The organism is uncultured Methanobrevibacter sp., from assembly GCF_947169325.1.
Lineage (GTDB): Archaea > Methanobacteriota > Methanobacteria > Methanobacteriales > Methanobacteriaceae > Methanocatella.
In genome coordinates this window covers 1-18367 of the sequence record NZ_CAMVPN010000024.1, presented here as the reverse complement: position 1 = coordinate 18367, position 18367 = coordinate 1, and the positions used below count along the sequence as shown (strand labels likewise).

Annotated in this window: 18 protein-coding genes and 1 pseudogene; 4 read left to right on the top strand and 15 right to left on the bottom strand. The window is 37.1% G+C overall.

Translation table 11 applies throughout. The features are described 5' to 3' along the window. Positions 1 to 101: 101 nt before the first annotated feature. The 5 genes from mch to Q0W26_RS05150 form a co-directional block, all read right to left on the bottom strand. Positions 102 to 1073: a methenyltetrahydromethanopterin cyclohydrolase gene (mch, locus tag Q0W26_RS05170; RefSeq protein WP_298523135.1), complete on the bottom strand. Its 972-nt coding sequence runs from the start codon at positions 1071 to 1073 to the stop codon at positions 102 to 104. Between the two features lie 183 nt (positions 1074 to 1256). Beyond that, positions 1257 to 3638, bottom strand: a complete 2382-nt coding sequence (locus Q0W26_RS05165; protein WP_298523133.1) for a BspA family leucine-rich repeat surface protein — start codon at positions 3636 to 3638, stop codon at positions 1257 to 1259. A 229-nt stretch (positions 3639 to 3867) separates the two neighbouring features. Beyond that, the gene (locus Q0W26_RS05160; protein WP_298523132.1) at positions 3868 to 5820 is read right to left on the bottom strand and encodes a HEAT repeat domain-containing protein; all 1953 of its coding nucleotides are present in this window, start codon (positions 5818 to 5820) and stop codon (positions 3868 to 3870) included. Positions 5821 to 5834: 14 nt separating this feature from the next. After that, entirely contained in the window at positions 5835 to 6335 is a 501-nt protein-coding gene (locus tag Q0W26_RS05155; RefSeq protein WP_298523131.1) for a nitroreductase family protein, read from the bottom strand. After that, complete coding sequence (locus Q0W26_RS05150; RefSeq protein ID WP_298523130.1) at positions 6336 to 7892, bottom strand: ClC family H(+)/Cl(-) exchange transporter; 1557 nt, start codon at positions 7890 to 7892, stop codon at positions 6336 to 6338. Between the two features lie 133 nt (positions 7893 to 8025). Between Q0W26_RS05150 and Q0W26_RS05145 the strand changes: the two genes are divergently transcribed. Next, positions 8026 to 9072: a LytS/YhcK type 5TM receptor domain-containing protein gene (locus Q0W26_RS05145; protein WP_298523129.1), complete on the top strand. Its 1047-nt coding sequence runs from the start codon at positions 8026 to 8028 to the stop codon at positions 9070 to 9072. 9 nt (positions 9073 to 9081) lie between these two features. Here the strand turns inward: Q0W26_RS05145 and Q0W26_RS05140 are convergent, their stop codons facing one another. The 5 genes from Q0W26_RS05140 to Q0W26_RS05120 form a co-directional block, all read right to left on the bottom strand. After that, positions 9082 to 9399, bottom strand: coding sequence for a transcription factor S (locus tag Q0W26_RS05140; RefSeq protein WP_298523127.1), 318 nt, complete (start codon positions 9397 to 9399; stop codon positions 9082 to 9084). Between the two features lie 140 nt (positions 9400 to 9539). After that, entirely contained in the window at positions 9540 to 9977 is a 438-nt protein-coding gene (locus Q0W26_RS05135) for a hypothetical protein (RefSeq protein ID WP_298523125.1), read from the bottom strand. Between the two features lie 106 nt (positions 9978 to 10083). Further along, the gene (locus Q0W26_RS05130) at positions 10084 to 10407 is read right to left on the bottom strand and encodes a DUF2149 domain-containing protein (protein ID WP_298523123.1); all 324 of its coding nucleotides are present in this window, start codon (positions 10405 to 10407) and stop codon (positions 10084 to 10086) included. Positions 10408 to 10414: 7 nt separating this feature from the next. Next, entirely contained in the window at positions 10415 to 11059 is a 645-nt protein-coding gene (locus Q0W26_RS05125; RefSeq protein ID WP_298523121.1) for a MotA/TolQ/ExbB proton channel family protein, read from the bottom strand. Positions 11060 to 11072: 13 nt separating this feature from the next. Then, positions 11073 to 11780 (bottom strand): DUF2162 domain-containing protein, encoded by a 708-nt coding sequence (locus tag Q0W26_RS05120; protein ID WP_298523119.1) that lies wholly within the window; start codon positions 11778 to 11780, stop codon positions 11073 to 11075. Positions 11781 to 11993: 213 nt separating this feature from the next. Here Q0W26_RS05120 and Q0W26_RS05115 point away from each other — a divergent pair, with 213 nt between their 5' ends. From Q0W26_RS05115 to Q0W26_RS05105, 3 genes are all read left to right on the top strand, one after another. Next, positions 11994 to 13295 (top strand): phenylacetate--CoA ligase family protein, encoded by a 1302-nt coding sequence (locus Q0W26_RS05115; protein ID WP_298523118.1) that lies wholly within the window; start codon positions 11994 to 11996, stop codon positions 13293 to 13295. Next, positions 13296 to 13736, top strand: coding sequence for an acetolactate synthase (locus Q0W26_RS05110; protein ID WP_298523115.1), 441 nt, complete (start codon positions 13296 to 13298; stop codon positions 13734 to 13736). It abuts the gene before it with no gap. 159 nt (positions 13737 to 13895) lie between these two features. Then, positions 13896 to 14549, top strand: a complete 654-nt coding sequence (locus Q0W26_RS05105) for an ERCC4 domain-containing protein (protein WP_298523113.1) — start codon at positions 13896 to 13898, stop codon at positions 14547 to 14549. Here the strand turns inward: Q0W26_RS05105 and Q0W26_RS05100 are convergent. From Q0W26_RS05100 to Q0W26_RS05080, 5 genes and pseudogenes are all read right to left on the bottom strand, one after another. Further along, on the bottom strand, positions 14546 to 15709 hold the full coding sequence (locus Q0W26_RS05100) for an MFS transporter (protein WP_298523111.1): 1164 nt from the start codon (positions 15707 to 15709) through the stop codon (positions 14546 to 14548). The two genes, Q0W26_RS05105 and Q0W26_RS05100, sit on opposite strands and share 4 nt — an antisense overlap. A gap of 19 nt (positions 15710 to 15728) precedes the next feature. Continuing rightward, positions 15729 to 16721 (bottom strand): beta-ribofuranosylaminobenzene 5'-phosphate synthase, encoded by a 993-nt coding sequence (locus Q0W26_RS05095; RefSeq protein ID WP_298523109.1) that lies wholly within the window; start codon positions 16719 to 16721, stop codon positions 15729 to 15731. 125 nt (positions 16722 to 16846) lie between these two features. After that, complete coding sequence (locus tag Q0W26_RS05090) at positions 16847 to 17497, bottom strand: adhesin (RefSeq protein WP_298523107.1); 651 nt, start codon at positions 17495 to 17497, stop codon at positions 16847 to 16849. Positions 17498 to 17535: 38 nt separating this feature from the next. Further along, the gene (locus Q0W26_RS05085; RefSeq protein ID WP_298523106.1) at positions 17536 to 18036 is read right to left on the bottom strand and encodes a ferritin; all 501 of its coding nucleotides are present in this window, start codon (positions 18034 to 18036) and stop codon (positions 17536 to 17538) included. 46 nt (positions 18037 to 18082) lie between these two features. After that, a pseudogene (locus Q0W26_RS05080) lies at positions 18083 to 18367 on the bottom strand (ATPase); the annotation flags it as partial.

Below are 18367 nucleotides of genomic sequence, written 5' to 3'. Positions count from 1 at the left end.
CCTATTAATTTTTTAAACACTCCAATTGGTGTCCAAAAATAATATTGAATTTTATAATATTTAAAATTGATTGAAAAAAAAGAGAAAAAAGATGAATAAATCTATTCATCTATACCGAAGGACTTTTTGAGCAAGTCTGCGTTTACGAATCCTTCCTTATAAATTTTACCAGTAGTCAAATCGTTGATTACTACTTCTGCAGGAGCAAACATTCCTTTATCGATTTGGTAGAAGTCAAATCCTGCTTCTTTGAATACGTCGAAGAATGGTTTACCATATCCGTCAGCAGCAGAAGATGGTAATTGAGCTGCTACATTAGCGATGTCATCTCCTTCTTCAGATTCTACATAGTAGTAAGTTCTTCCACCGAATAAAACTGCATCGTTGGTTTTACCCATAGCTTTGAGTCCGTCTGGGTCAACAGGTGCGATTGGTGCAATACCAGCTGCGTGTTTTACTTTGGTTACGTCAAACTTAATGAATTCCAACATTTTGTAGGTTCCGTTTTCAACGACTCTTCCTGAAATTTGAATGGATCCGACAAGGGATGATGTAGGTGCTACAAGTAAGTATACATCTTTAACATCGACATTACATTCATCTGCAATGTATTGGGCTACATCTTCGCCAGGCAATACATCAGCTTCTAATGTTAAAATTGCTAAATCAGCTTCAGTGTCTTTGTAATCAATTTCTTCGTAGGTTTCTGCTGGTTTTAATGCAATAGCTCTTGCAGGACCTGAACCTAATGCAAAGAAATCTCCTACAGATACAGACCAACCTGCTTTTTGTGAACCTAAGGTTGAAATAGAAGGTGAGTCGGTTTTAATCTTTACTGAAGGGAGTGCGAATTTTTCAGACAAATCACCAGGAATTGAAATTCCAACATCTGCGAGTCCGCCAAGACAAACTTTAGTATAAAGCTCTCCTGCTTTAAAACTTCCATCTACATTTACACCACAGTCTAAAACAGTAGCTCCATTTTCTAAAGTTTCAACAGCAATGTTTAATTCATCTGCTTTTTCAATCATTACATCTACGGTTTTTTTAGCTTCTATGTTTACACTTACCATAGTCTAACCTCATATATAATTTTAACTTATAACTTTTAAGTTACTGATTAAGATTTTATAGTTATTATTATTTAAAACTGTCTAAAATAATTTAAAAAGAGTACAGTGCACATTACCATTTGAAGATATTCCCATTAAAGAAACCTGAGAATTCACTCGCAAAAAAGTTCTCATTGAAAATAATCATTCTTCAGAAGAATCCTCATCGGCAGATTCATTTTCCTCAGCTGAATCATCTTCGCTTTCAGGGACTTCCTCCTGAGCTGCCTTTTTTTCACTTTCGATTTTTTCTATGTACCATACAGGATATCCTTTTAGTGAAGTGCAACCGTGAAACATGTCCTTTGTATTGCAGAGCTCTGAAACATTCCATGCACTTAAGAAATTAACATATTCCAAGGAGATGCAGCCGAAAAATAGCGTTGCCATGTTCTCCACATTGCTTACATTCCAGTCAGGCACTGAAGCGCTGATTAATGACCTGCAATTCCAAAACATTGCCCTTATGGATTTTACGTTGGATACATCCCAACCGCGCAAAGGAGAAATGTTATAGAGTGATGAGCATTCAAGAAACATTCCGGACATGTCCTCAACGCCAGACACGTCCCATAATGCTATCGGATTGATGTGCTTTAATGATCTGCATTTGTGGAAGGTGAATATCATCTTTTTGACATTTGAAACATCCCATGTTTTCAGCATGGAAATGTCAACCAGGGATTCGCATCCCAGAAACATTCCGTTCATTTTTTCTGCCTTATCAACGCCAAATGCGTAAATTGCCTTAAGTGATGTCAGTCCTGCATATTTTTCGCTTAAGTCAGTTTTACCGGATAAATCTTCACAGACATAAATTATATCTGACCGATTTCTGACATCCTCCCAGCTGGTCAGATTTGTTCCGTCCTTGAGGATTATCAGAACTTCCAGGTCCCCCAGATCATAAATTCCGTGAGTTGTTTTGTTGAATGTAATGAAATCATTCAGGAAAGGACTTATTCCCCTGAATTCCCCTTTGACATACCATATCGGATACCTTTGAAGACTGACACAGTTTTCAAATACGTTTCGAGTATCTTGAATATCCCTGAAAGTCCAGAAATTAAGGCATTCAGCACTTTCAAGAGATTCACAGTCCTTAAACATCTCATTTATGTTTTCAATGCCTGAAACTCCCCATCTTTCCAAACTGGTAATGTCCTTTAGGGATTTGCATCCTGTAAATAAGTTTTCAAGTGATTTGATGTGGGAAACATTCCAATCAGCCAATCCTGAGATGTCTTCAAGCAGTTCACATTCCTCAAACATTCCTGTTAATCTGGACAATGCTGAAATGTCCCAGTCCTTTAAAGCGAAAACATCAGTCAAAGATGTGCATCCGTTAAACAGATCTGTTGCAGAACCAACATTTGACACATTCCATGACTTCAGGGCATCGATTTTAGCCAATGATTCGCAATCGACAAACATCGCATCCATTCTTGTGAGTGAGGAAACGTCCCAGTCTTCCAAAGAGGAGATATTTTCCAATCCTCTGCAATAGGCAAACATTGCATTCATATTGTCTACAGATGAAACGTCCCAATCTTTAAGGGCAGAAACGTTTTCCAATGCTTCGCAGCCGTTGAACATGTTTTCCATTGAATTCACATTGGACACATCCCAATTTTTAAGGGCAGAAACATTAGCAAGAGCACTGCAGCCTTCAAACATCCCGTTTAGTCGAGTAATGTTTGAAACATCCCATTTTTTCAAGGCTGAAATGTCCTTAAGGGAGGAACAGTTATTGAATAATGACAATAGACTGGAATTGTTAGTCATGTTGGATAAATTCCAGTTTGATAAAGCGGAAATGTTTTTAAGTGATACGCATCCTCTAAACATTGCGGTTATATTGAATACGTTTTCCATGTTCCAATTGGCCAATCCTGAAATGTTTTCAAGGGATGAGCAAAAGTCAAATATGCAGCCCATATCCCTCACATTGCTGACATCCCATTCTTTTAAGGCTGAAACGTCCTTAAGGGAACTGCAGTCAGAAAACATGTAATGCATATCCTCAACACTGGAAACATCCCATTTTGCAAGAGGAGAAATGTCTTCAAGTGAAGAGCAGAACAGAAACATGTTTGACATGTTTCGCAAGTTAGAAACCTTCCAGTTTGCAAGAGCGGAAATGTCTTCTAAAGCATCACAGCCATAAAACATGTCTCTCATGTCCACAACGCCTGAGACGTCCCAAGATTCAAGAGAGGAAATGTCCTTTAGGGATTCGCATCCGTAAAAGAGACGATGCAAATCATGCACTTCACCCAAACCAGAAGCCACAACAGCCCTGAGATTTTTAAAACCGGAATACCTCTCAGCGATATCATGTTCACCGAATAAATCTTCACTGATGTAGATGATTTCTTCCCTGTCTTTTACTTCACGCCAGCTAGTTAAGTTAGATCCGTCCTGCAAAATTATAAGAACTCTCAATCCGTTTAATTCATAAATACTTTCTGTAGTGGTGTTTAATAGTTCAAATTCCCTTAACTGCTTGCTGATCATAATACTCATTTCCACTTTAAAAAAAATTATATATTAATTAATCTGTTTTATTCAGTATATAAAAGTTATATTTCTTTATTGTGTTGTTGAATTTTAGAGTATTACGAATTCAGCTTAAAAATAATCTTTATTTAGAAAAAATACAATTTAAAGTAATTATTGAAATAATGTTTTAAAAATAATAGAAGGGCTGAGAAAAACTCACCCCCTTAAAAGTTATCTTAATGAAAATTTTTTGCTATAGGTCATCGCCGAGCAATGTGAATGCCTGATTGACAATACCGATGTCCATGTCGTTATTGTATATGAATCGCAGGAATTCCTTGTCTTCAATTTTATCCACGATAGCTCTTCTGATATGGCCTTCAGGAGTATCCCTGTAGAGCTGTTTTAGAAATTCCTGGTCATCGATTTTTTCAATAACTTTGATTCTGAGTTCATAGAGATTCCTATCACGTGCAAGCATTCTCAGAAGCTTTTCGTCATTAATGTCATCAACATAGATTTGGCGTTCGAATTCGCTGACAGTGAAATCTGTGAGTTTCCTGTATGCTTCGTTTTCACGGGCTTCGATAACATCAATTTCATCGACTTCGGCCTCAATGCCATTTCTGATTTCATCATCTCTTATCATGTCTGCTGCCTGGTGGCGAACCCATTGATGGGAATCATTTTTTGCAATTTCTGCCAATAGCTCTTCATCATCTATTCTTTTTACAGCTTCGAGACGGACATAATAATTCTTGTCGTTGACTGCGGCATTTTCGATGGCATCCTTGTCGCTTACGCTTTTCAATGCTTCAAGACGTACCCACGGGTCTTCGTCATATTCCAGAATGTCCAAAAGCACCTTGTCATTGTGAACGTTATCTACTGCATCTTCCCTTTGCCATGAGTCCTCTGATTCCTGTGCAATATCCATCAGCAGCTCTTCATCATGCATTCTTTTTTGAGCTTCAAGACGGACGTTGAAGTTCTCATCGTTTTTGGCTATTTCAGATAGAATAATTTCATCATCTATTCTTTTGACAGCATCAAGGCGGACAAAATAGTTCTTGTCATGGCGGGCAACATCCTCGATTATGGTTTCGTCGGTTATGCTTTTCAAAGCTTCACGGCGAGCCCACGGATCACGGTCATTGTTTACTATATCAACCAGAACTCTTACATCGTCAATTCCTCTTGCGGCTTCGACTCGAACCCATGAATCGATTGCCAGCAATGAGACGTCTTCAAGAAGGTCTTTATCATTAATCCTTTTTACTGCATTTAAACCCACAACTGAGTCTTCACAATGTATTGCAATATCTGCCAGCAGCTCATCACCATTGACTTTGCCCACTGCCTCTTCACGTACAAATAGTTCATCATCGGTTTTTGCAATCTCCGCCAGTACATTTTCGTCATCGATTTTTCTTACGGATTCAAAGCGAACTGATGAGTCATCATCATTTTTGGCCACATGAATCAAAGCATCCTCATCAGACAGTTTTTCAACGGCTTTAAGACGGATTATGGAATGTTTACTGTTTTTAGAAACATCTGCAATGAAATACTGCTTGTAAATTCTTTTAATGGCTTCAAGAGATACAGTTTCATTTGAATCATTTTTGGCAATTTCGGCTAAAACCTCTTCATTGTTGAGTCCGTAAACAGCTTCAAGACGAACTGCCGCATTTTCATCGTTTAGAGCAATGTCTGCAAGCAAATCATCGTCGGTTATTCCCTTGACTGATTCCAGACGGATTATTGCATTGCCGTCATTTTTTGCTATGTCTTCCAATACGCTTAAGTCTCCAGTATTTTCAACAACTGCGAGGCTGTTTTCAGATTCACTGTCAAGATTTGAAATTTCACTGAGCACTGGTGCGCTTGTAATGCTATTGGATGCGGTTTTGGAGATTTCATCATCATCGTTTTGCCTTACAATATCTGCCAGGATTTGGTCATCAGTTATTCTCTCGATTGCTGCGAGTTTAACATCCATATTTTCACTATTTTTAGCAATGTCTGCCAAAATAGAATCGTTTCTAATGCGCGCTACCGCTTCAAGGCATATTTCAACTTCAGAGTCATTTATTGCAACATCATGCAATGCATTCTGGTCATCCAATTTCTTGACTGCATCAATCCTTACTTTAGGATCGTCATTTTTCCATTTTGGTTTAATAATTCTATCGATTAATCCCATCTAAAATTCCACCGTCAATATCTGTCAAAATGAACTTTTGATTCATCATATCTTAGTTTTATTTCGCTTTCATGTGCAGGATATCCTACACAGATTACTGAAAAAGGAATGCAATAATCAGGAATGTTAAGGTATTCTTTCAGCTTTAATGTCCTGTCCTCTATCGGATGAAAGCCCAACCATACGGCCCCCAATCCTTCATGGGTTGCCTGAAGGAGAATATTTTCATTGCATGCTCCAAGATCCTGCTCTATCATTCGGATTACTTTTGCACTGTTGAGGTTTCCTAACGTCACTATCAAATGAGATGCCCCAGCAGCAGGCTTTGCAAACTTGTGCATTTGAGAAATCGCTTGCTTATCCTCTTTTTTGCTTATTACAATAAATTCCCATGGCTGTGAATTGCAGGAAGAAGGAGCCTGCATTCCCGCTTTCAGCAGGTTTTCGATTATCTCATCGCTTACGACTTCATCTGTAAACTTACGAACACTGTGTCTTTTAAATACAATACTCATTTAACCACCAAACAATTCTTCAATTTCCTCCCGTACATACGGATAGTCATTGACATCAGTCAAGATGTTTACCTGGTCGCTGTATTTGATGTGAAAGTCCTCTGTCGGAATTACATATTTCCCATTTCTGATTACAGATACCACAATAGCATTTTTTGGAAATGGAATGTCCTTGATTTTAAAATTGATATAATTACAGTCCAGAGGAACGACATATTCACTTAGGACATGCTTTGAAGGCTTTCTTACAAACTCCCTGTTTTTGGATAAAAGCAACCTGTCATATAATGATTCATAAATAGGTTCGTTTCCTAAAAGTGTCGGAACAACATATGCTATTAGGGAGACGATAATCATCGCCACCAGAGATTCGGTTGAACCGCACATCTCGGCAATAAGCACAACGCCCGTGATTGGAGAGCGGACGGTTGCTGCGAAAAATCCGGCCATTGAAATTACTACAAACTTGTATATCAAATCCTGCTCAAAGCCGAATATAGGTATGACTGCAGAGCCGAATGCAGCTCCAATATATGCTCCAAGCACAAGAATCGGCAGAAATATGCCTCCAGGAGCTCCTGATGAAAATGAAAACATTGAAAATAGGTATTTTAAAACCAATAGAAATACCAGTACTCCAAGTGACGGCATCGCTACTCCCAGGATGTCCATCATGAAGTGTCCCCCATCACTTATCTCAGGTATTGTCAGTGCTACAATGCCTGAAACCATGAAGACAAAAACGAATTTGAGCCATGAAGGAATTTTAAGCCTTGAAACCAAATCTGAGGATTTGATCATCCCCACATTGTAGACATATCCCAAAAGCCCTATTATTAGACCTAAAACAATTAAAATCCAGTATGATTCAAGAGGAATGTTTAAAACAGGAAATGTCAGTGCTGTAGCCTGACCGAATATTGCCTTTGATATGAAATCAGAAACGATAGCGGACACCAGCGCAATGAAAACTAGAGTCTTGTCAAACCCGTGGTTGATTTCTTCAAAAACGAATATCACACCTGCAAGAGGTGCGTTGAATGCTGCAGTGATACCTACAGCTGATCCTACAAGAATCAATCTCAGCTCATCGGTTTTGGAACCTTTGAAAAGTTTTGCAACTCCTTTTCCTGCCATACCACCAATCTGAACTGACGGGCCTTCAGGGCCGAGTGACAGACCGCCCAAAGCAGTCAGAACTCCTGCTGCAATTTTAGAAAACAGTACCTTTGCCCAATTCGCTTCCATGTGTCCCTTTACCTCGGCATAGACCTGAGGTATTCCGCTTCCGGAAGAATCAACTTCCCATTTTGTGAGAAAGTCAACCAAAAGACCCATGAGCGCAAGGGCAATGAAAAAAAGAATAATGTACAATACATTTCCATGTATTATATTCAAATACTCCCTTAAAACATGTTCTGAACCGTAAAGTAAAAAACGGTACAAGCATACCATCAATCCTGCAAATATACCTACCATTATGCCCTGAACGGTTAAACGGAATATGTATTTCGGATTTTCACTCACGGATTTCAATGTTTTTTCAAGAGCTTTCATTGTTTAATATATATTATTTTAAATCATATAATAAATTATCATAATTGTTGTGAATTTGAAATTTGCATAATATTTAAAAAACCACATAACCAATATACTAAGTGTCCAATGAAATTTTTAAAACATGACACATATGCTGAAAAATAAATTAAAAACAACAAACAAGAATAATCTGAAAAAGAACATATTATTTTTAATATTAATCATTTCAAACATCCTGCTTTTTGCCGGATTAATTAATTATTATTCAAACATCGGAATGGACTTCAATATTAAAACCCTTGAAGATGTTTCAGCAGTCCTAGCCACCATCATCATTCTGGGATTCATTTCACTGAGATTACCCAATTTGAAAGATTTGGGAGACCATCCCTTATATGGAATGACAACTTTGGTTTTAATATGCGCAATAGCAATTCTGACATCTTATTTTGGAGAAAAGCTCAGCATACCAACACTTTTAGATCCTTATTTGGAAATGTTTAAATATCTATCTGCAGTTTTGATTTTCATTCTCATTGCAATTAACCTGAAATCATTCCAGGGGATTTTGAAGGGAAAGTTTACACGAAAAAATCAATTGGCATGTTTAGTCATATTTGCACTGATTGGACTATTTGCATCATATGTCCATATGAACGTTAATGACACTCCCGCAAACATTCGATGCCTGGTTGTTATGATAAGCGGTTTGTTTGGAGGCCCAATTGTAGGAATACCTGTAGGGATAATATCCGGAGCATACCGATTCACTCTGGGAGGAATCACCGCCCTGCCATGTTCAATATCAACCGTAATCAGCGGAATTATCGGAAGCCTGATCTTTTTGTGGAACGGTAAAAGATTCCCTAACTTAAAGGAATCTATTGCTTTGATGTTCTTATTTACCGGATTTGAGATGTTGATGATAGTTCTCTTAACTCCACCGGACATTTCATTCCCATTTGTCAAAGACATCTATCCGATAATGTTATTTGCATCTGTGGTGGGAATGCTCTTATTTTCAATAGTAATATGGGAACAAAATCAAAAAAGCGATTTTGAACTCAGCGATGAAGAATTAAAAATCAAGGCAATTGAAGAGAAATTAAAAGAAAACGATGAAAAAATCAAAGATTTAGAAAATGAAGTTAAAGATTTGAAAAATGAGAAAACAAACAGCAATTCCCATAAAAATTGATTTTAATACCTAATTGGAACTTCTCCATGTGTTTCCGCATTTTGCACAGCGAATGAAATTTGTAGGGGCCTCATCAGCGGACCTTGTCTGAACAGTCCACCAGTATCCTTTTGTTCCGCCACATTTATAGCAGGTTATTCTTGTGGTAGGCAATGCAACATTGTTATTGTCAGTTACTATTACCTCAGCTGGAGGATTTTTTTCACCTTCCATGGTATACTGCTTTTCAATAGCATCATCACTTAGGGACTTTTCATATCCGCATCTACATTTAATCTTGCCTTTCTTCGGCATCAGCATCTTACCACAATTAGGACAGAATTCCATATCACAAAACACCATTTAAAATTCGTAAGTATTAATTTAATTGAACCTCTTTATAAAATAATCTATTCAGAAATGCCTGCAATAATCCCACCAAAAATCACGATGAAAAATAAAATGAATTGTTTATATCAACATCAGATTTATTCATGATGAATATTCTTTCGGCGTCTGTATATCAGGAAATTGAATATCAACATTACCACAGCAAAAAGAGCCAGATAGAATTCTCTGCTTAACAATAATTCAAACGGAACTCCGTTATAATTGATTGATATTATCTCTGTTGCCGGAAACGCATTCGGTCCGAAAAGCAATGGAACGATAATGATGAATGCAATGTCAAAGAGTATGATATACAGTATTACAAGAACGAATCTGAGATAATTGTTTGGAACCTGTTCCGCTTCAACAATGTTGTTTACGCCGTAAACGACTAAGAAGTACAATCCGAACAGATTACCCAAATACATCCCTCCGATAAGGTGGAACGTATAAAAAATGTCACTGGTAATGATAGCAATAATTAATGAAGATATGAAATTCATTATCAAAACCCTTATAAGATTACCCTTCTCCATTAAAAATCACCTAAAAATTACTTATATAATATCAATATTATATTTATCCTTTTAACATATAAGGATTTTTGAAAAAATAGTGAAAAAAAAGTTTTGTGTGAAAGGTTCAACCTTCCACCATAATCAGCTTACCCGTTGCAGGGTCTTTATAGACCTTACCCATCTCGGTATAGCCCTGACCTGAGCTGTTTGAGGTGTCAGGAGTTTCATTCAACTGCTGGCCCTGATCCACTTCAGTCATGGTTTTCTGCTGCATCTGTTCCTGGATGTTCTGGTCCGGGTCAATCATTGCCTGCATGTTCCAGCTAATGATAACAAAAACCAAAAAACCAACGGCAATAACAAGCATTGCATCCACAAGGTTAGATGTACCTGCCATCGGATCTTCTTCTACCCTTTTAGACCTTCGCCTTCCGTTTTTTCTAACCATAAAATCACTATCTACCCATACGATCAAGAACTGCATCTATTAAAGCATCCAAATCAGATAAATATCTGTCATACCAACCGGACCTTACCTTTCCGATGACGTAACATAATGCACCGGAACCGATACCTACGATTGTGGTGTTGAACGCAACTGTCAAGGAGCTTGCAAGGGTGTTAATGTCACCTGCACCTAATGCCGCAAGACCAGGACCCATCGGGATTAAAGTACCCATCAAACCTAAGGTAGGTCCAATACGGGTAATGATATCAGTCTTTCTTAAAGCGTCTTCAGTTTTTTCTTCTTCAAATTCGAATAACTTACGAGCCAAAGCCTCTCTTGAGGAATCACCTAACTCACTGGAAGATGCAATTTCAGACAATACCTTCTTTTGAGATTTTGGAATTTTAGCTGAAGAAATAACACCATTTAACTTTTCATGTGATTCAGCAGCATTAATCTCATAAATCAAATCCCTAATTGTTCCAACAGGAACTTTTCTCCTTGAGGTATATTCTGCAATTATTCCTCCCAATGAAATGATACTGATTATAACAATTACAAGCAATATGATAAGAACAGGAATTGTCAAACTTTGAGAAATAACATCAAGAGAGCCTGTTAAAAATTCTCCACCTGGAATATTTAAAGCCATATTTTTCACCCAATTAATCTAAAATACTGCGTCTTTTAGTGATAAAAACGCCACCAACTAATAAAATAGCAAACGCTAAAATAATCATCAGTATGTCTTGAGGAGAACCAATAGTAATAGGAGTTAAATTCTTAGTCAAAACGCTGGCGATATTTGGAATCACAATAGCTGAAAGCAAGAAATATGCGCCGAGAAGCAACATGAAATTTCCTAAAACGACAGGATATGGTTTTTTGATAAATCTAATGATTGTATTTGATGCAAGGTAAGTCACGATCATGACTCCAACCAAAGCGGCTGCGGCATACCAACTTAAATTAAGTGAACTGACACCAATTGTTGGTGCAACAACCAATACACTTGCAATGATTGAACCGAAACAGCATGGACAAGGCGCAATGATTGCCAGAGAAGTTGCAGTGGAAGTATTCTTGTCATGTATTTTCCATTCACGTATAGTGAAGAGACCTGCAATAATCATAATGGAAGCCATTATGATGTAAAATATTGTATTATAACTGTAAATAGCCTGAATCAATTGATCTGCAAACAATGAAGCAATAGCTGATATTACGACAACTCCACCACCGTATGCAATACAAATTGCGGCAAACAGTTTTTTGGACAAATCAGCCAAACCTGATGCAAGCCCTATTTTTATACCAAAGACAATGACAGATGCGAAAATACCAACTTGCCATAAAATACTCATCATATCCATATTAATTTCCCCATATTCAAATTAAATTTAATTAATTACATTTAATTATTACTATAATAAAGTATATAAATTTTTTAAAAAAATCGATGTTCATAAAAACAAACAGCAATATTAATATTTTCTCATTAACATTTAAAAAATTTTACATTTTAAAGAAAATTTTATAGTCAGTAAAAAATAATATATAGAATATTAATTAAAATGAGGCAAAACATGTTTTGGAACGAAGAAATTGAAACCATGCCAAGGCAAGACCTTGAAGAACTACAACTAAAGAAACTTCAAGCCACTGTCAAACGAGCTTTTGACAAGATTCCATATTACAATAAAAGGTACACAGAAGCTGAAGTTTTCCCTGAAGATATTGAAACTTTAAAAGACATTGAAAAACTCCCATTCATCACAAAAGACGAATTGAGGGAAAGCTATCCGTTCGGACTGTTTGCAGTGGACATCAAGGAAATCAAAGAACTGCACTCATCATCAGGAACCACAGGAAAACCGGTTGTATCAGGATATACCAAAAAAGACCTGGACACATGGGCGGAAACAATTGCACGTGGTTTGACAATGATGGGAATCGGCGAAGACGACATTCTCCAGAATACCCACGGATACGGAATGTTTACAGGCGGATTTGGAGTCCACTACGGCTCACATAAGGTCGGTGCGGCCATCATTCCAATATCAACCGGACAGACAAGACGACAGATTGAAATCATGAAGGACTTTGGAACTACCGGACTGATATTTACCCCATCCTACGGAATACATCTGGGAGAAATTGCCCTTGAAGACGGAATCGACCCAAAGGAATTAGGAATCAAAGCAATCGGATTTGGAGCTGAAGGATGGACCGAAGAAATCAGACAAAGGGTTGAAGAAATCTTCGGATGCAAAGCATATAACATTTACGGCCTGACAGAGCTCATGGGACCTGGTGTCGGTGTCGAATGCGAAGCTCAGCAAGGCCTACACATAGCAGAAGACATTTTCTATCCAGAAATCATTGACCCTAATACAGGTAATGTAATTGGCGGTGAAAAGCCTGGAGAGCTGGTATTGACCAATCTTGAAAGGGAAGGAATGCCAGTCATCAGATTCAGAACAAAGGATCTTACAAAACTTACCTATGAAAAATGCAGCTGCGGAAGAACCCATGCAAGAATGAGCAGAATCACAGGCAGATCCGATGACATGATTAAAGTTAAGGGAGTAGCTATCTTCCCGTCACAAATTGAAAAAGCATTGCTTAAGGTTGGCGATGTAGAGCCTCATTACATGATTATAGTTACAAGACCTGAAACATTAGATGAAATCGAAGTCAAAGTGGAAGCCTCAAAGGACCTTTTCTTTGACGGCGTCAAGGAAATGATGTCAATTCAGCAGAAAATCGCAAAATCAATAGAAAACGAAACAGGAATCAGAGTAAAAGTTACATTAGTAGAACCAAAAAGCCTTCCAAGATTTGAAGGAAAGGCAAAAAGAGTGATTGATGAGAGAAACTTGCATTAGGTGAGAGAAATGAAAATCAAACAATTATCAATATTTTTACAGAACAGAATGGGAAGCCTGTCAAAACCGCTGGAAGTACTTAGCAATGCAAATGTCAATATACGTGCAATGTGCATGGCTGATACTTCTGAATTCGGTATTTTAAGACTTGTTGTAGACAATCCTGAAAAAGGAAAAGAAGTTCTTGAAGAAAACAACTTTTTGGTGAAAATTACCGATATCATCGGTGTTGAAATGAACGACACCCCTGGAGGACTTACAACAGTTTTAAAAATCATTAAAGACAATGAAATCGATTTGGAATATCTTTATGCATTTTCACATGAAAAGGAAGGAAAAGCCATTTTACTGCTTCATGCAGAAGACATTGACAAATTGGCATCTGTCATGCAAGAAAATGACATAACAGTTGTTCCTGCTGATGAAGTTTATAATTTATAAAACTTCATTTTTTTCATTTTTTAACCTCACCATATAGATATACTTATTGAAATAACCCTATTTTTTTTAAAAATTGCTTTGAGTTCGTAAAATTGTCCTTAAAGCAAAGAAAAATTATTTATTTATCCATTATCTAATATTATCAAAGGTAATGATAAAATGATAATTAAAATTGACTGCAGAGAGACTGCCAGAATATGCATAGCAATCAAACATTACACAAGAAAATACAAAATCATCATTGAAGAGTTGAAGATAGGAGACTTCATTTTCACAAACAATAAAGAAGAAGTTGTTTTTGAATATAAGACATCCTATGATTTTGTATGGAGCATGCATGAAGGCAGACTATTTGATCAGGCCATAAGACAAGCCAAAAATTTCAAATATCATTTTGTTGTTTTGGAATGGAACGAAAACGAAAAAAACAAGGCAAAAAATCAGCTGAAGAAAATGGGAATAACAATTAAAGATTCTGAAATATTTGAAAGCATGGCAAGGCTAAGCACCTTTACCACCCTCCTTGTTAGTCCAAACAAGGAGCTGTCATTTCCGATAATGGAAAAACATGCACAAATTTGCTTTGAGGAAAAAGCTCTGGAAAAAACACCCCAATCAAAAACCGACAATGTGGCATATAACTTCTTAATGCTGATTGATGGCGTCGACAAGATTAAGGCCAATTCCATTTGCAAAAAACTCGATTTGAGAACAATTGACGACTTAACACGATTGACAACAAAGCAGCTATTGAAAGTGTCAGGAGTAGGTCCGATAACCGATCAAAAAATAATTACAAACATTAACTGTTAACTGCTGTATTTCAAATCAATTTTCAAAACAGAGATGACATAGTAAAGCATGATGAATGCAGCAATCAGAAATGCAAGCCCTCCAACGAATATTGACATTATGCCAAATCCATCAACTAAAAATCCTCCGATTGCTATTCCCAATGCAATTCCACCGTTCAATATGCTTAAAAACACACCATTTGCAAGTTCGGGAGTATCCGGCAGCACTGACGCCTCGATATATTGGATAAGATTGTATCCCATTCCATCCAATACACCGAATATCATGAACAGCATCAAAACAGGAATCAAAAACTGTGCAAACAGATAGAAAAGAACAAATACTAATGCACATACCAATTGAAATACCAATAATGTGGCCTTATCCCTATACACAATCAATTTACCGCCAATCCAAGTTCCGCATATGGAAATCAAACCGTAAACAAAAAGAAGAATGCTTAAATTATATGTGTAAATGTGGCTAACCGTCTGGAGAAAATAGGGCATGTAATTGTAGACTATGCTTGCCCCAATCGGCATCATGACTATTCCTAGTGATGCCAAAACAAATTCTTTTGATTTCAAACTAGACAGAGGTGCTTCATAGGCCTTTGACTTTCCGGGAATCCTTGGGAAAAACAGCAGTATCAATATCAATGTCAGGAAGTTGACTGCAAATATCCACAGCATTGCAATCTGATATCCGAATATTGTTCCAAGGCCAGTAGTTATCGGAAGGCCAACAATGCTTCCAACGGATATTCCAAGAAGTATCCTGGTAATGTAGTCCTGCTTTTCGCCTTCAGGAGCGATTTCCTCACAAACCGTCAGTGCAATTGAAATGAATGCAGGATAGAAAACTGCAGATAGAATCCTGAAGAATAATGACACATATAAATTGCTGGAAAACACAATTGCAAGATTAGCTACTGCAAAAACGCCTAAAATGGAAATGAATGTTGTTTTTCTTTCGAACTTTGAAAAGAATATTGGTATGAACAACCCGCAAACTGCAATCGTGAATGTGAATGAACTTACATATAATCCGGAAACGGCAATGGAAGTTTGGAAATAATCTGAAATCTGTGAAATAATCCCAACAATGCTTAATGGAGTGTTTATCCCAAGCGTTGCCAACATCAATATGTAGAGCAGAATTTTAGGATTGTATTTCATAAAAAAGAAATGGAAAATGTTATTTTTCAATAACAAATCCGTGATTTTGAGCTTTGGTGACAAAGACAGTTCCTTTACCATCAAGAAGCTCTTTGGTTTTTTCTACAATGAATTCATTGGACTCATCAAATACAGTATATAAAACTGGTCCGAATGAAGAGATACCTACACCATATGCTCCCAAATCCTCAATTGCCTGCATAGTTGGCAGATAACTTGCATCCAATGAGTGTTCCAATTTGTTGAAACCAACTTTTTGAAGCTCACTAACAGCCCATCCGAAGTTTTTAATGTCTTTTTCAAGCATGAACGGAACAAGGTTCATTAAAATCAGATGAGATACCTGTTCAACTTCCTCTTTTGGAATTGGACAATAGGTTTGGAAAACATCGACTTCATCATCCCCTTCCATGTGCTTTTCAATTTCAGGAATGGCAATTAATATCTTCCATTCTTCAGGAAAATCATATCTTGCAATCAATGTTGCAGGTTTAGCTTTAGATGCGCCGGAAGGCAAGAACAGAGGTTTTTCCTCTTTGCTGTGTCCGCCGTCCAGGATGAATCCTCCTAAATCGTGAGTGTAGGTTCCAATTCCAGAGGTTCCGCCCCTTCCAACAATGGTACTTAATTCACGACTTTCAACTTCAATGCCCATTGTTTCGGTAATCAGATGAGCTGTTGAAACTGCGATTTGTGTTCCGCTTCCAAAACCTGAATGCGGTGGGTAAGTTTGATGTACGATAAATTTAAAACCAGAATCAATATTAAAATGTTCAATAGTCTTTTGAGCTGCGTCCGGAATCTTTTCTTGGCATTCGAGAATAGCTTCCTCATCGGTTACGCTATCTAAAAACTCAAGTTCTATTCCGCTTTCTATTTGCTCAACTTCCAATACAAATTGTGGATCAGCTAATGCTAGACCAATACCACCGTCTACTCTTCTATATGACCCGTTCAAATCAATGAGGGACATATGAATTCTTGAAGGTGCCCTTATAATCAATTTTTTCACTTCCTTAAAAATATACTAATAAAAATATATAATTAACATTATTTAATACTTTTCATGGAAATCGCCATGAAAATTATGAAAAATGATTTAAAAAAGAGAATTAATCTTTCTCAATAGGCATTTTATTAAAATTTCAATCCATCAACGGTTTCAACCAATTTCAAAGCCAAATCATAGCTAAATTCCATATTCTCACATGAAAAGCATTCATATACAAGTGTAGGAATTCCCGCTTCGGCAGTAGGCTCTGTAATGTATGGCGGGCTTGATCTGAATTCCGGAGCATAATAGACAATTTCTGAAAAATTATCTAAAATTTCATTCATGAATCCTGTTGACTTTTCATCAAAACCCGGTGCGAATAAAAAGTTAGTAATCTGATAGTCGCCAGGACCGTTAGGGCCACGATTTGAATGGATGTCTAAAAACAAGTCATATTCATTATTGATAATATCATCCTTTACAAATTCCTGGGCTAAAAGCTGGCCTTCAAGCCTTCCTTCGGTTTCGGAACCTGAATCGTTGACGTTAATGTTATAGAGATAATAGCAGTATTTCAAGTCCTCTTTAGATGTCAATTTCTCAAATAGAGTCCTGTGGGATTTGCTTTCAAGCGGATGCATCCCAATCAGGTATGCGATTTTAACCTCAGAGCTTTCATCACCGAAAGGACCATGAATATGTACGCTGCCCAACTCGTTTTTGCCCAATAATCTGGCATCATACTGTGTAGAATCGACCTGTGCAGCATCGGTAGGGCCTTTAGGATAACTCATTTAATCACCAAAAAAATAAGTAATGACTAGATTTAAATCTAGTCTTCGGAAGGTGCACGTGCACCTAATTCTTTGTTCAATTCATAGATTAATCTGTTGTCGCCGTCTGCGAGTTTGATTTTTGCAACCAATTCCATTGCGTTTTCTTCTTCTTCGACTTGTTCTTCAACAAACCATTGCAGGAAGTTGTTGGTTGCATGGTCTTTTTCTTCAATAGCTAAATCAACCAAATCGTTAATGAGGCCTGAAACCTTTTTTTCATGTTCAAGCACATGTTCGAATGCTGCTACTGGAGAATCCCATTCTGTTTGTGGAGCTTCGATAGCTGTTAAAGTTACTGAAGCACCCCTTCTTATGATGTAATCGTAGAATTTCATTCCATGCTCCAGTTCTTCTTCTGCCTGTACTCTCATCCAGTAAGCAAATCCTGCTAAGTCTTCGTCTTCGAAGTAAGCTGCCATGGATAAGTATAAATATCCAGAGTAAACTTCAGCATTTAATTGTCCGTTTAAAGCTTTTTCCATATTTTCGGATACCATTATATCACCAATATAGAATTTGTATGTAATTTAATATATACTTATTTTAAATTTCATCGCCCAACAGGAAATCGATTATGTTAATGTGGCTTACCCCATAGCCTGAAAAATCATAATCCCTCGTAGTAATTATATATTTTTCGTAACGTTCGGCATTGGAATTTAGAAAATCAATTTCTTTTTCGACGATTGTTTTGCTTGTGAAAACATGATCGAATTGTATTGCTATGAAACGATGATTGCCATGACATAGGAAATCAACATATTTTTCCCTGTTTTCTGTGAAAAATACCTTATATCCTCTCCTTAAAAGTTCAACATACACAATATT

Coding starts and splice junctions, on each gene's coding strand:
- mch (WP_298523135.1), bottom strand. CDS start 1,073: ATGGTAAGTGTAAACATAGAAGCTAAAAAAACCGTAGATGTAATGATT.
- Q0W26_RS05155 (WP_298523131.1), bottom strand. CDS start 6,335: ATGAGTATTGTATTTAAAAGACACAGTGTTCGTAAGTTTACAGATGAA.
- Q0W26_RS05145 (WP_298523129.1), top strand. CDS start 8,026: ATGCTGAAAAATAAATTAAAAACAACAAACAAGAATAATCTGAAAAAG.
- Q0W26_RS05100 (WP_298523111.1), bottom strand. CDS start 15,709: ATGAAATACAATCCTAAAATTCTGCTCTACATATTGATGTTGGCAACG.
- Q0W26_RS05115 (WP_298523118.1), top strand. CDS start 11,994: ATGTTTTGGAACGAAGAAATTGAAACCATGCCAAGGCAAGACCTTGAA.
- Q0W26_RS05130 (WP_298523123.1), bottom strand. CDS start 10,407: ATGGTTAGAAAAAACGGAAGGCGAAGGTCTAAAAGGGTAGAAGAAGAT.
- Q0W26_RS05125 (WP_298523121.1), bottom strand. CDS start 11,059: ATGGCTTTAAATATTCCAGGTGGAGAATTTTTAACAGGCTCTCTTGAT.
- Q0W26_RS05120 (WP_298523119.1), bottom strand. CDS start 11,780: ATGGATATGATGAGTATTTTATGGCAAGTTGGTATTTTCGCATCTGTC.
- Q0W26_RS05165 (WP_298523133.1), bottom strand. CDS start 3,638: ATGAGTATTATGATCAGCAAGCAGTTAAGGGAATTTGAACTATTAAAC.
- Q0W26_RS05105 (WP_298523113.1), top strand. CDS start 13,896: ATGATAATTAAAATTGACTGCAGAGAGACTGCCAGAATATGCATAGCA.
- Q0W26_RS05150 (WP_298523130.1), bottom strand. CDS start 7,892: ATGAAAGCTCTTGAAAAAACATTGAAATCCGTGAGTGAAAATCCGAAA.
- Q0W26_RS05140 (WP_298523127.1), bottom strand. CDS start 9,399: ATGGAATTCTGTCCTAATTGTGGTAAGATGCTGATGCCGAAGAAAGGC.
- Q0W26_RS05085 (WP_298523106.1), bottom strand. CDS start 18,036: ATGGTATCCGAAAATATGGAAAAAGCTTTAAACGGACAATTAAATGCT.
- Q0W26_RS05160 (WP_298523132.1), bottom strand. CDS start 5,820: ATGGGATTAATCGATAGAATTATTAAACCAAAATGGAAAAATGACGAT.
- Q0W26_RS05135 (WP_298523125.1), bottom strand. CDS start 9,977: ATGGAGAAGGGTAATCTTATAAGGGTTTTGATAATGAATTTCATATCT.
- Q0W26_RS05090 (WP_298523107.1), bottom strand. CDS start 17,497: ATGAGTTATCCTAAAGGCCCTACCGATGCTGCACAGGTCGATTCTACA.